Below are 13,594 nucleotides of genomic sequence, written 5' to 3'. Positions count from 1 at the left end.
AAGGGGATATTCTATATGGTATTGGAAAAAATAGAAAAGCCCAACGACATTAAACAGATAGAAGAATCAGAACTGCCGGTTCTGGCAGAGGAAATCAGGGATTTTTTGATACAGCAGGTGTCGGAGCGGGGCGGCCATCTGGCTTCTAACCTGGGGGTGGTGGAGCTTACCATGGCAATGCATCTTTGCTTTCAGCTGCCGGAGGATAAAATCATCTGGGATGTGGGGCATCAGTCTTATACCCACAAACTTTTGACCGGACGGAGAGAAGGCTTTGAGACGCTGCGCCAGTTCGGCGGAATGAGCGGATTTCCCAAGCGGAAGGAAAGCGACTGTGACAGTTTTAATACCGGACACAGCTCCACGTCTGTTTCAGCGGGTCTGGGATATGCGGCGGCAAGGGAAATTACAGGGGAAAGCTACAGGGTAATTTCAGTGATTGGCGACGGCGCATTGACCGGGGGCATGGCTTATGAGGCGCTGAATAATGCAGCTCTTTTGGAATCAAATTTTATTATTGTGTTAAACGACAATAAAATGTCTATTTCTGAAAATGTAGGCGGGCTTTCCAGTCATTTGGGAAATCTGCGGACCGCGGAAGCTTACCAGGGATTAAAGACCGGGGTGACCAATTCCCTGAACCGGATTCCCGTTTACGGAGAACGGATGGTAGAACGGATTCGCCGAACCAAAAGCGGCATCAAGCAGCTTCTGATTCCCGGAATGCTGTTTGAAAATATGGGAATTACTTATCTGGGGCCGGTGGACGGCCATGACATCAGCGGCATGCAGCGGGTATTTCGGGAAGCCTCCAAAGTAAACGGAGCAGTGCTGGTGCATGTGATTACCCAAAAGGGCAGAGGGTATCTGCCGGCGGAACGTCATCCGGCCAGGTTTCACGGAACGGATGCTTTTGAAATTGAGACAGGACTGCCCAAAAAGAAGCGTACCGCAGCCAATTACACAGACGTTTTTTCCACGGTAATGCGCAAACTGGGAGAGCGGGATGAGAGAGTGGCGGCCATTACTGCGGCTATGGAGGACGGAACTGGATTAAAGCGTTTCCATAATATGTTCCCGGATCGTTTTTTTGATGTGGGAATTGCAGAGGGACATGCAGTGACCTTTGCGGCGGGACTGGCGGCGGCGGGACTGAAACCGGTGTTGGCGGTGTATTCTTCTTTTCTTCAAAGGGCGTATGATCAGATGCTGCATGATGTGTGCATCCAGGATCTGCCGGTGACCTTTGCTGTGGATCGGGCCGGACTTGTGGGCAGTGACGGAGAAACGCATCAGGGTATCTTTGATTTGTCTTATCTTTCTACCATTCCAAATATGAGCATTCTGGCGCCCAAGAATAAATGGGAACTTTCCGATATGGTGAAATTTGCAGTGAATTTTGGGCATCCCATTGCCATACGGTATCCCAGGGGACAGGCTTACGACGGGTTAAAGGAGCACAGAGGGAAAATTATTTACGGAAAAAGCGAAGTGATTTACTGGAAAAATCTCTCAGGTGAACTGCCTGCAGGCTCCCTGAATGCGGAGCCTGTACAGAAAAGAAATCTGGCCGGCGAGCCGCCTGCAGGCTCCCTGAATGCGGAGCCTGTACAGAAAAGAAATCTGGCCGGCGAGCCGCCTGCAGGCCCCTTGAATGAGAATGCAGTACAGGCAAGAAGGCTGACGGTCGGCTCTCCTTCTGTCGGGATTGCACTTCTGGCCGTGGGCAGTATGGTTAAGACGGCAGAGGAGGTTTGGCAGAAGTTAAAAAATGAATATCAATGCACACTGGTGAACGTCCGGTTTGTGAAGCCTATGGATACGGAATTATTGGATCTGCTGGCAGGAGAACATGACCTTTTAGTGACCCTGGAAGAAAATGTGTTAAGCGGCGGATTCGGAGAGCACGCGGCCCGGTATCTGGAAAACTGCCGCTGCCTGAATCTCAGCGGCCTTTCCGAAAAACTGCAGGAAAAGAATGATTCCGAACGAGAACAGCCTTGCCGGGCCAGAATATTAAATATCGCAATACCGGACACTTTTGTAGAACATGGAAATGTGGAAGTTCTTCGAAAAGAACTGGGAATAGACAGTGAATCTGTCATTAAGAGAATCTCGGAAGTAATGAAATCTGATTACGGAAAGGCATAATATGAAGGAAAGATTAGATGTGCTGTTGGTGCAGCGGGGCCTGGCCCCCTCCAGAGAAAAAGCGAAAGCCATGATTATGGAGGGAAATGTGTTTGTGGCAGGTCAGCGGGAAGATAAAGCAGGAACTTCTTTTGACGAAAAGGTTTCCATAGAAGTGCGGGAAACTGCCCTGAAATATGTCAGCCGGGGCGGGTTTAAGCTGGAAAAGGCAATGGAGAATTTTGATATCAGCCTCACCGGCAGGATCTGCATGGATATCGGCGCGTCTACCGGGGGCTTTACTGACTGTATGCTTCAAAACGGCGCAGCAAAGGTCTATGCGGTGGATGTGGGATACGGACAGTTTGCCTGGAAATTGAGACAGGATGAGCGGGTGGTCTGCATGGAAAAGACAAATATCCGCTATGTGACGCCGGAGGATATTGCAGATGTACTGGACTTTGCATCCGTGGACGTTTCTTTTATTTCCCTGACCAAAGTGCTTCCGGCAGCAAAAGAGCTTCTTGGCGAAGCCGGCCAGATGGTGTGTCTGATCAAACCGCAGTTTGAGGCAGGAAAAGAAAAAGTGGGAAAGAAAGGCGTAGTCAGGGACCCTGGCGTACATCGGGAGGTCATTGAGAAAATTCTGGCCTTTGCAGAAGAAATTGGCTTTGGGGTCCGCAATCTGGAATTTTCCCCCATTAAAGGGCCCGAAGGAAATATTGAGTATCTGGTACATATACAAAAAGGATTGGAAAGTCAGGAGGAACCGGTGGATGTGGCGGCTGTGGTAGCGCAGGCCCATGGGACACTGACCTAAAATTATGAAACATTTTTATATTATTGTAAATCCCGCAAGGGATGCTCAGCTGAAATTAACCAAAAAAATCCAGAATTTTATTACAGAAAACGGCGGGATTTGCCAGTATCAGGCCAATCTGGAACTGGAGGGCATCCCCTTTGACCGCAAGAAAATTCCAAAGGATACGGAGTGCATTCTGGTGGTGGGAGGAGACGGCACCCTGCTTCGGGCGGCCAGAAATATTGCGGAGCGGGATATTCCCTTAATCGGGATCAATACCGGCCATCTGGGGTATCTCTGCGAGTTGGAAGCAGATACAGCCGTTGCCGGGGCAGAGCATCTTCTGGCAGACGACAGCTATACCATTGAGCGGCGGATGCAGTTGTCCGGCTGCTGTATCACAAAGGCGGGAAAGGAGCCGGAGCGGACGGCATTGAATGATATTGTCATTCACCGCTGCGGCAGGCTGCAGGTGGTGGATTTGATTATTTCGGTCAATGGAGAGTATCTGAATACATACCGGGCAGACGGCATCATTCTTGCGACCCCTACCGGGTCCACCGGCTACAGTATGTCCTGCGGCGGGCCCATCGTAGATCCCAAGGCCAGCCTGCTGCTGGTGACTCCCATCAGCCCCCATACACTGAACGCCAAAAGCATTGTATTGGATGCGGAAGATGAGATTACCGTGGAGGTGGCAAAGCGGAGCAGCGAACAGGAAGAAGAATTGGAGGTCAGTTTTGACGGGGATCATGTGGGTATTCTTCGGGCAGGGGAGAAAATCACAGTGAAAAAGGCCCGCATCAGCACCGGGATTCTGAAGCTCAGCCAACAGAGTTTTCTGGAAAGGCTTCGGAAAAAATTACAGGGTTATGCCTGACAGACGGAGGGAAAGATGAAATCAAAACGTCATGCTAAAATTTTGGAAATCATTTCAAAATACAGTATCGAAACACAGGAGGAGCTTTCTGAGCGTCTGGAACAGGAAGGATTTCCTGTGGCCCAGGCTACCGTATCAAGAGATATCCGTGAATTAAAGCTGACAAAAGCGCAGGACGGGTCGGGGCGCCAGAAATATATTTCTTTGAATGAAAATCAGCCGGATATGAGTGAAAAATATATCAGGATTTTCCGGGACGGATTTGTTTCCATGGATATGGCGCAGAATATTCTGGTGATTCGAACCGTTTCCGGTATGGCAATGGCAGTTGCAGCAGCTTTGGATTCTATGGACTGTCATGAGATTGTGGGGAGTATTGCAGGAGATGATACAATCATGTGCGCGGTGCGTACCGTGGAGGATACAGAAATTTTAATGGAAAGGCTGCGGAAGATCACAAAGAAATAGGCCCTTTGCAGATTGGAATGCTGCAGGAAAGCAAACTGCCGTCAGGCAGGTATTAAAAAAGAATCGCCGCGGACGAGAGGAGAAAGTTGTATGTTGGTAAGTCTGCATGTTAAAAATTTGGCATTGATGGAAGAAGCGGAGGTGGAATTCGGCAATGGACTGAATATTCTTTCAGGAGAAACGGGAGCCGGAAAATCTATCATCATCGGTTCTATCAATCTTGCTCTGGGAGAAAAGGTTCCGAAGGAAATGCTGCGGGAGCATGCGGAATATGCATTAGTGGAGCTGATTTTTCGGGTGGAGAATGAGGAGCAGAGAAAGCTTTTGGCAGAACTGGATATTTATCCGGAAAATGACGAAATTATCATGTCCCGGAAAATCACATCATCCCGAAGCATAGGGAAAATCAATTCTGAAACAGTATCCGCTTCCTGTATGAAAAAGGCGGCCTCCTGTCTGATTGATATTCATGGACAGCACGAACATCAGTCTTTGCTTCATAAAAAGAAGCATCTGGAAATTCTGGATGAATACGGAAAAGATCAACTGGAAGGAAAAAAGAAAACGCTCAGACAGAACTATCAGAACTATCAGGAGATTCTGGAAGAAAAGCAGCAGGCGCTTTCTGAGGGAGAGGGCAGAGAGCGGGAGCTGTCTTTTCTGGAGTATGAGATACAGGAGATAGAGAGCGCAGGTTTGATTCCCGGAGAAGATGAGGAGCTGGAAATTTCTTACCGGAAGATGGCAAACAACCGCAAAATTATGGAGGCGGCAGGAGCGGCTTACGAGATGACCGGCGGAAGCGGAAGCGCCACAGAGCAGCTTGGCCGGGCCCTTCGGGAGCTTCAGACGGTGACGGATTTTGATCCGAAGCTGGAGGGAATGTGCAGCCAGCTGGAGGAAGTGGACAGTCTTTTAAATGATTTTAACCGGGAGCTGTCAGGCTATATTTCCGAGGAAGAATTTGAAGAGGAAGCCTTTTTTGAAGTGGAAAAACGTCTGGATGAAATCAATCATCTGAAAGACAAATTCGGAGGAAGCATCGAGGCGGTCCTGCAGGCAAAAGAAGAAAAGCAGAAGAAATACAACAGGCTGAAAGATTATGAGGAATATTTAGAGGAATTGGAGCAGCGGCTGAAAAAATCAGAAGCCGCTCTGCAGAAAATCTCGTCTGAAGTTTCCAAAATCCGGAAAAAATATGCCAAAAAGCTGACGAAAGAGATCAAAAGCGGCCTGGTGGATTTGAATTTTCTGGATGTGGATTTTACCATGGAATTTCAGGAAACCAAAGGTTATACGGTAAACGGCCGGGATGAGGCGGAATTTTTAATTTCCACCAATCCGGGAGAGCCTTTAAAGCCTTTGGGAAAAGTGGCCTCCGGCGGAGAACTGAGCCGGATTATGCTTGCCGTTAAAACAATTTTAGCGGAAAGTGATCAGATTGAAACATTGATTTTTGACGAAATAGACGCGGGAATCAGCGGACGGACTGCCCAGATGGTGGCGGAAAAAATGAATGTGATCGGCAAAAGCCATCAGGTGATCTGCATTACCCATCTTCCCCAGATTGCTGCTATGGCGGATTATCATTTTTTAATCAGTAAAAATGTGGTGAATCATGTGACCGTTTCCAGTATTTGCCTGTTGGATGAAAAAGAAAGCGTTACAGAACTTGGCCGGATGCTGGGCGGCGTGAAAATAACGGATACCGTTATGGAAAGCGCCAGGGAAATGAAAGAACTGGCAATAACAGTCAAAAAATCCCAGAGTTAAATCAGCGGGAATTTCACATACTAAAAAGGATTTACGGCGAAAGTCCCTGATTTTCATCGTATGACAGCCAGAAGTCTGCCAAAGGGCAGAAAATGGGCGGAACTTTAGAAGGATGTGAAATGATGAAAGAAAAAAGTCTGATTAGATTTCAGAAATGGATGGCGCGGGGGAGTTTGCTTGCAGGCGTTTGCTGGGGGATCTTTTTTTCGTTTTATTTCATGGAAGAATCCATACCGGACAAAATCCGGATTGAAAAAGGCAGAGAAGAAAATTTTGATTTTCACCTGCCTGTCACCGGGGAACTGGATCAGGCGGGACTGGAGGTTTTCGGCAATCAGTCTCCCACGGTTGAAAAAGATAAAATCAAACTGGACTTAAATCAAAGTTTTTCCTTAAAATCTCAGGAGCAGGGAAGCTATTCCATCACCTGCAGACTGTTCGGCCTGTTTCACATGAAAGAGGTAAATGTGGAGGTGGTGGAGCAGGAGCAGGTAGTGCCCTGCGGAATTCCGGTGGGAATTTATGTAAAGACAGACGGCATTCTGATTATCGGAACAGGAACGGTAACCGGAAGCGACGGCATGAATTATGAACCGGCGGAAAACCTGGTGAAAAGCGGGGATTATGTCAAGACGGTCAATGATCAGGTTATGGAAAGCAAAGAGGATTTGATTGAAACAATTAACCAGTGCCAGGGAGAACCTGTCATACTGGGCATTTTGCGTGAAGAAGAATATATTCAGTTAAAGCTGCAGCCGGTACAGACAGCCGAGGAAGAATATAAGCTGGGAATCTGGGTCAGGGATGATCTGGCCGGAGTCGGAACTTTAACTTTTTATGATGAGCAAAATCAGTACGGCGCATTGGGACATCCGGTGAGTGACCTGGATACAGGAACTCAGGTAAATATGGGGGAAGGAACCCTGTATGATGCGGAAATTGCCGGGATCACCAAAGGGGAAAAAGGAAATCCCGGAGAGATTGCCGGGGTGATTACTTATCTGGATCAGTACCGTCTGGGAACGGTGGAGGAAAATACCAGTGTGGGAATATACGGAAATCTGGAAAAAATTCCGGAAAAGGCAGGCGGCGAAAGTTTCAGTCCCGTTGGGTTTAAGCAGGAAATTGAGGAAGGGGAGGCCAGAATTATATCTACCGTTTCCGGGGAGCGAAAGGAATATTCTATTGTGATTACAGATCTGGATTATAACAGTGAAAATAAGGGGATTTTGTTCCAGGTGACAGATCCGGAGCTTTTGAATCTGACTGGGGGAATCGTGCAGGGCATGAGCGGAAGCCCCATTATACAGAATGGAAAAGTCATCGGGGCAGTTACCCATGTGTTTGTCCAGGACGCTTCCAAGGGGTATGGAATTTTTATTGAAAATATGCTTGGACGATGAGCCGTGCAAGAATAAAAACACAGGCAATTTGGAAGTTTGCTTCTGAAATTGCCTGTGTTTTTATTTTTATAGGGCGAAAGCCGGACAATGGGTAATCACGAGGTGCTTATCCGACATTGCCCAGTGTAAGAAAGAGGTAGAACGCATTTACTATTGCTGATCCTAAATGGTAAAAATATTTTTAAATGTATATCTTGTGTTGTAAAACAAGAAAGAGATTGATACAATGAAATTAATAAAATAAGTAGGTTGTATATTTAAAAGAAGAAAAAAATGGATTTTATTCATGAGATAAAAGAGTTTTTGGACGTAATAAAGAAAGAGAAAGGAGAAGCAACTACAAATATATATAAAAGTAAAATATATGCATTTTTTGAATTTGTCTCATTAGAACTTAGAGAGTTAGATGTTACCTATATCTGTTTCTTAAATGTGATGAATAAGGATAAATTATTACAGAGTGTTGAATATTATGTGAAGGCGGGTAATCTGAAAAGCAGAGCTGCAGTAGATGTCTACTTTTCTGTATTAGGAAATTTTTATAAATTTCTTTCAATTAAGTATGGAGAAACAAATGATTATTTTCAGGACAATATAAAAAAAGAAGAATTTAAAGAAGCATTTGAGAGAAAAATAAAGGAATTAGGATTGCGGGAGTCTGATACGCAAGAGCCAATAGGGAGAGAAATGGCAGAGAAAATTTTAGAAGAGTGAGATAAGATTATTGATGGTATAGATATTGAAAAAATATTGAGTAAAGAGAAAGGAATTTATTCAAACTATATTTCGTCTCTGATTACAAAATTAGTTTTGGCATATGGGCTCAAAAATGATGCTATTAGGAAATTGAAAATTAAGGATTATAATGATCAATTAAATGATTTGATAATCAACAATTATAGAGTGCGTTTGCCAGATGGACTGGCAATGCAAATGAAAAAATATAAAGAAATCCGAAAGAGGTTTTTAGAAAAATATAAAATTGAAAGTAAGAGATTATTTTTTGATGATTATGATATTGACAAAGAATTAGATAACACAAAAATGTATATTGTTCTAAAAAAAGTGATGGGTAATATGCAAGCGGGAGGAGTGGCTAAATATGCTATTATTCAATTATTGAGGGAAAATATTCCTGCTTATATAATTAGTGATTTTACAAATTATAAAGAAGATGTTTTAGACTATTGTCAAGAACAGGTAGATGCAGAAAGAGGCTTATCGTTATTGAGTGAAAAAAGCCGGATATTGGATTCGGCTTTGCGGAAAAATGAATTATTTGATGTTATGTAGTGGCATACTCAGAAGAGAAAGAAGGTGATATTTTATGACTTTGAAAGATATTATATCCGGCGAATCAGAGTTTATTGAGTTTAAACAGGAAGTTCCGAAAAAAAGTGAAGTATACATGAAAACTGTAGTTGCATTTGCAAACGCCAGCGGAGGAAAAATTGTGTTTGGGGTGGAGGATGGTACATGTAAGGTTGTTGGAATTAATCAGGAAGATGTTTTTTCCATAATGGATGGAATTACTTCGGCAATCTGTGACAGTTGTACGCCGATGATTACACCAATTGTAACACTGGCTTCTGTTAAGGAAAAGATTTTAATTGTTGTAAATATAATGCCAGGCAGTCAGCGTCCATATTATCTTGCCGCAAAGGGAAAGGAAAGCGGTACTTATATCCGGGTATCAGGAACTACCCGGCCAGCAGATTCGTTTGTGTTAAAAGAATTGGAGTTCGAGGGTGTTAATCGGTGTTTTGATCAGACATATGCGGCACCTGAAGAAAGTGTCACAGAGGATGAGATTAACTGCCTGTGTAATAAGATGTATCAATATGCTGTGGAACATTGCAGATCTGAGGAAACGGCAGAGAGGATTCATCGCTTGACAAAACAAAGACTGTTAAGCTGGGGTTTTTTGGTAAAACGGGGAGATGACTATTTTCCAACAAATGCATTTTGCTTATGACGCGCAATTTGCTTCCTCAAGCAACAATTCAATGCGCTGTATTCAAGGGGACAGACAGGGATGTATTTATTGACCGGATAGAATACGATGGGGATATTGTGGCACAGCTGAATGCGGCATACGAGTATGTCCTGCGCAATATTCATATGAGTTCAGAAATCAATGGATTATATCGAACAGATGTATATGAACTTCCAACAGACTGCATGAGGGAGATGATTTGTAATGCCGTGGTTCATCGCAGTTATCTGCATCCCTCTAGTGTACAAGTAGCAATCTATGATGATCGTGTGGAAGTGACTTCTCCAGGGATGCTGTTTGGGAGTTTGAGAGTGGAAGATATTAGAGAAGGGATTTCTATACCCAGGAATCGAGCGCTGGTTTATGCATTTACTTATATGAATATTATGGAACATTGGGGAAGTGGGATACCGAGAATTATCAGACGGTGCAAAGAACTTGGATTAGAAGAACCAGAGTTAATGGAAATTGCAGGAAGTTTTCGCATCAATTTGTTTCGATTTCAGGATAAGACGAGAATTAGTAAAAGTACGGGTAAAGTACGGATAAGTACGGATAAAGTGATGGAAAGTACGGATAAATTGAATGACAATTATAAAAAAATTATTCAATATATAGAGGAAAAGGGAGCAATTACAAATAAAGATGTTCAGAGTCTGCTGAATGTGAAGGATTCCCGTGCATTAAAAATCTTAAAGGAACTGGTCGAGACAGGAGTATTGAGAAAAGAGGGGAAGTTCAAGGGAAGTTATTACAAATTGAAATAATTTGTTGAAATTTGTTGTTCTCTACTTGACATATTTATGAGCCACCGCCTTATTCTTTTTTGGTTGGAATCAATTGTCGTATTTATTTCATTGCCATACGATAAAAGATAAAATTTTTTATTTCATATTGGTAAGTGTTAGTACTACAGTGAACAATCTATATTTCGATATACAGGAACTACCGGATTGCCCTTTGGCTAAGCAAACGGTTCATGGGCGTATTGTGTGGAGGTGAAATCCACTGCTTACGGAGTTTTAGGAGTGACGGTTTTCCGGAACTCCTTAGATGCAGTTAGCAGTTAGTTTGCCAAAACAAAAGGAGGAGCGAACTATGAGTGATGTAATAGAATTTGCAGACAGAGAGGAATTTAGAAAGTGGCTTTCGGAGCACTGCCTGTCAAATGATGGCGTCTGGCTTTTATTTGGTAAATCCGGAGGGCCGAAAACCATAAAAGCGGCAGAAGCGCTTGAGGAAGCTCTCTGCTTTGGCTGGATTGACGGACAGATGAAAAGTATCGACGATAAAACATATAAGAAATATTTTTCCATGCGCAGGGAAAAGAGCAAGTGGTCAGAGAAAAATAAGGCGTTGGTTGAAAGCCTTGAAGCGCGTGGGCTTATGACTGATTTCGGCAGAAAGAAAATCGAGGAAGCAAGGAAAACGGCCAGTGGGACGCCCAAAACTCTGTGGCGGTGACAGAGGAGCAAATTGCCCGGCTTTCTTCATTGCTCAAAGAATATGAGCCTGCCAGTACAAATTTTCAGGCGATGTCCTTATCTGTAAAGAAAACTTATATGCGGGCGTATTTTGACGCAAAGACAGAAGCCGGACGTGAAAAGCGGCTTGCCTGGATGGTGGATCGGCTTAATAAAAACCTGAAACCCATGTAAAGGTAATGTGTGTATGAGGGGCATGAGATTCAAATGAAAACGCTGTTCCTACTGGAAAGGAAAGAGAATGAAAATCATTGGAGTATTGATACTTGCTGTGTTTTATACCGTCTACTTTTGTAAGATGATACTGCAAAAAAGAAAAGGCATACAGACAGACCAAATAGCAAGAGGCAAACAGAAAACAAAAATATTTTATATTGAGCTGGTTATGAAAGCAGCCACTTATTCCGTGGTGGCTGCAGAAGTTTTCAGCCTGTTTTGTGCTCCTGAATATTTGCCGCAGCCCTTCGCTGCTGCCGGCGTGGTTCTTGGCTTGATAGGAGATATTCTTTTTACTGTATCCGTTGTAACCATGAAGGACAGCTGGCGGGCCGGCATAGCAGAAAACGATAAAACAGAAATCATCACCAGTGGGATTTACAGCATTAGCAGAAATCCTGCTTTTTTAGCCTTTGACTGCGTTTATGCAGGTCTGCTGCTGATAGCCTTCAACTGGATTTTGATGGCGTTCTCTGTTTTTGCCGTGACAATGCTCCATCTGCAAATCCTGCAGGAAGAAGCGTTTTTGTCCAAAACATTCGGGGCGGAGTACGACGTCTACAAAAGTAAAGTCCGAAGATATCTTGGAAGGAAATGATAACGGTATGCGCATGAATGCTGCCGCCTTGCAGATGAAAATTTATTCTGCGTAATCTACTGTGATATTTAACCGCCGGAGTAATATAACCATCGGAATAAGGAATTTCTTGCGGCAAATGCCCAGTCCAGGGCCAACAGTGAGTTACTGCGGTGGAGGATTCAGATTGAGAGTGAACTGGGCATTCATCCTATGTCGGAATACGATGGGGAGCCTATTTATGGAATGGCATTTATGAGCAGGGGAACAGAGCGCCTGGAAAAACCCATGCAGGAATTGCGGGATGAATTTGACTTCTGCATTCAGGATCAGGACGCCTGCGGGATTGTGAATGGAGAACTGGCCAACAAGGCTTTCAACAAAGGAAAGGCAGTGGAAAGATTATGCGGATTTCTGGGGGTTTCCCGTAAAGGTACAATTGCTGTTGGAGACAGTATGAATGATTTAGAGATGCTTCAGGCTGTGGAAACCGCCGTCTGTATGGCGAATGGAAGCCCTGCCCTGCAGAAGCTTGCCCACATGGTCTGTCCGCCGGTCACAGAGGACGGTCTTTACCAGGCTTTTGAAAAACTGCAGTTAATCTAAAAAGCAGCCGGAGTAATACATGATTTACATAGGCCAGAAAGAACAAGGCAGCGGCAGTTACGATATCTGAACCTGCTGTATAAACAGGCCCTCTTTGATGGAGGTTTCATGATAAATATTATCATAGCGGTTCAGGATTTCAGATACATTGTGAAGGCCGATGCCATGGCCGTTCCCTTTTGTGGTCACTTCCTTTTTATACATCTGTGTGACAGAAAGCCCTTTGTCAACAAAGGTATTGGATATAATAAATACGATATCCTGATTCATTTTGCCCAGATGAAAATTCACCACCGGCTGTTCTGTTTCCAGACATGCTTCTATGGCGTTATCCAGATAAATTCCAAGCATTCGGGTCAGATCTACGGATTCCATGTGAATGGAATCAATTTCGTCCGGAATATCAATATTCACTTCAATATCCAAATTAACGGCTAACAGCAGTTTGCTGTACAGAATACTTTTCAATTCCAGGATATGGATATGTAAGAGCTTGTTCAATGCGCTGTTTTTCTGTGTAAGGTTTTTTTGCATTGGCAGAATATGCTCATAGAAAAAGGCTTCCAGTTCCCCATATTTTTTCTCATCAATATATGCGGCCAGGGAAGTCATAATATTGATATAATCATGCCGGAAAGAACGTAGGTTATTGTATACCATTTCCAGGTTTTTGGTGTATTCGTTTAAGTTTTCCAGATATTCTATTTTTTTCTGAGTTTCATAATTTTTTCTGGCTGAGTACAGCGCAATCAGAATCATGCTTATGGTAAACGCGGTGTAAAGGGCAATGGAAGAAGCCATTAAAAAAAACTCTCTGTGCGTAATTTCCAGGGTATCGTAATAAGAAGCCATCGTGTAGCTTGAAAATGCGCAGAGTAAAAGGGTTAAAGCAATGAAAGCCATCAATTTTTTGTTCATTTCTTCAAACGTAGGGAGCAGATATTTGTCCTGCAGCCGTCTGATCAGATACAGAATGGGGCAGGACGCCGTTATGGTACAGACAAAGAATATGAATAAATAAAGTGCGCTGGCATTTAATTCTTTCACGGAGATATCCCATAACATATTAGCTACAAACGTGAGTACATTGCACACAACAATGTTTACCAAATAACTCAGCGTAGCATAAAAAACCGCATATAATTTCTTGGTGAATTTCACTAACAGCAGAGAATTTACCGTCAGTGTAACCAATAGCAGAAGCGAAATGTTCAGATACATTTGCAGAAAAAAAAGCGCTGAAAAGGATAAAAAGAAAA

13 protein-coding genes and 1 pseudogene are annotated in these 13,594 nt (G+C 43.8%); 13 read left to right on the top strand and 1 reads right to left on the bottom strand.

Annotated features, from left to right (window positions below; genetic code table 11):
* Positions 1 to 15 precede the first annotated feature (15 nt).
* The 13 genes and pseudogenes from dxs to ACTO17_RS12835 all read left to right on the top strand — a co-directional run bounded on the left by dxs (position 16) and on the right by ACTO17_RS12835 (position 12,335).
* Positions 16 to 2,151, top strand: coding sequence for a 1-deoxy-D-xylulose-5-phosphate synthase (dxs, locus tag ACTO17_RS12895; protein WP_482558204.1), 2,136 nt, complete (start codon positions 16 to 18; stop codon positions 2,149 to 2,151).
* 1 nt (position 2,152) lies between these two features.
* Positions 2,153 to 2,950 (top strand): TlyA family RNA methyltransferase, encoded by a 798-nt coding sequence (locus tag ACTO17_RS12890; protein WP_482558203.1) that lies wholly within the window; start codon positions 2,153 to 2,155, stop codon positions 2,948 to 2,950.
* 4 nt (positions 2,951 to 2,954) lie between these two features.
* Positions 2,955 to 3,812 carry an NAD(+)/NADH kinase gene (locus ACTO17_RS12885; protein ID WP_482558202.1) on the top strand — a complete coding sequence of 286 codons (858 nt, stop codon included), beginning with the start codon at positions 2,955 to 2,957 and terminating at the stop codon, positions 3,810 to 3,812.
* A gap of 15 nt (positions 3,813 to 3,827) precedes the next feature.
* Positions 3,828 to 4,280, top strand: coding sequence for an arginine repressor (gene argR / locus ACTO17_RS12880; RefSeq protein ID WP_172538030.1), 453 nt, complete (start codon positions 3,828 to 3,830; stop codon positions 4,278 to 4,280).
* A gap of 90 nt (positions 4,281 to 4,370) precedes the next feature.
* On the top strand, positions 4,371 to 6,053 hold the full coding sequence (gene recN / locus ACTO17_RS12875) for a DNA repair protein RecN (protein WP_482558201.1): 1,683 nt from the start codon (positions 4,371 to 4,373) through the stop codon (positions 6,051 to 6,053).
* Positions 6,054 to 6,172: 119 nt separating this feature from the next.
* On the top strand, positions 6,173 to 7,456 hold the full coding sequence (spoIVB, locus tag ACTO17_RS12870; RefSeq protein ID WP_172538032.1) for a SpoIVB peptidase: 1,284 nt from the start codon (positions 6,173 to 6,175) through the stop codon (positions 7,454 to 7,456).
* Positions 7,457 to 7,729: 273 nt separating this feature from the next.
* On the top strand, positions 7,730 to 8,170 hold the full coding sequence (locus ACTO17_RS12865) for a hypothetical protein (protein WP_482558200.1): 441 nt from the start codon (positions 7,730 to 7,732) through the stop codon (positions 8,168 to 8,170).
* A 36-nt stretch (positions 8,171 to 8,206) separates the two neighbouring features.
* Entirely contained in the window at positions 8,207 to 8,749 is a 543-nt protein-coding gene (locus ACTO17_RS12860) for a hypothetical protein (protein WP_172538895.1), read from the top strand.
* A 34-nt stretch (positions 8,750 to 8,783) separates the two neighbouring features.
* Positions 8,784 to 9,431: an AlbA family DNA-binding domain-containing protein gene (locus ACTO17_RS12855; RefSeq protein WP_482558199.1), complete on the top strand. Its 648-nt coding sequence runs from the start codon at positions 8,784 to 8,786 to the stop codon at positions 9,429 to 9,431.
* A gap of 98 nt (positions 9,432 to 9,529) precedes the next feature.
* On the top strand, positions 9,530 to 10,219 hold the full coding sequence (locus tag ACTO17_RS12850) for an ATP-binding protein (protein WP_482558198.1): 690 nt from the start codon (positions 9,530 to 9,532) through the stop codon (positions 10,217 to 10,219).
* A gap of 331 nt (positions 10,220 to 10,550) precedes the next feature.
* Positions 10,551 to 11,110 (top strand): annotated as a pseudogene (locus ACTO17_RS12845) (YdeI/OmpD-associated family protein).
* A gap of 67 nt (positions 11,111 to 11,177) precedes the next feature.
* The gene (locus ACTO17_RS12840; protein WP_482558197.1) at positions 11,178 to 11,750 is read left to right on the top strand and encodes a methyltransferase family protein; all 573 of its coding nucleotides are present in this window, start codon (positions 11,178 to 11,180) and stop codon (positions 11,748 to 11,750) included.
* Positions 11,751 to 11,942: 192 nt separating this feature from the next.
* A complete protein-coding gene (locus tag ACTO17_RS12835) occupies positions 11,943 to 12,335 on the top strand; it encodes an HAD family hydrolase (RefSeq protein WP_482558196.1) in 393 nt (130 codons plus the stop codon).
* A 57-nt stretch (positions 12,336 to 12,392) separates the two neighbouring features.
* Here the strand turns inward: ACTO17_RS12835 and ACTO17_RS12830 are convergent, their stop codons facing one another.
* Complete coding sequence (locus tag ACTO17_RS12830) at positions 12,393 to 13,382, bottom strand: sensor histidine kinase (protein WP_482558195.1); 990 nt, start codon at positions 13,380 to 13,382, stop codon at positions 12,393 to 12,395.
* Positions 13,383 to 13,594: the final 212 nt, after the last annotated feature.

This window comes from Petralouisia sp. (assembly GCF_056822245.1).
The sequence above is the reverse complement of the archived record's forward strand: the minus strand, read 5'-3'. Positions and strand labels throughout refer to the sequence as shown.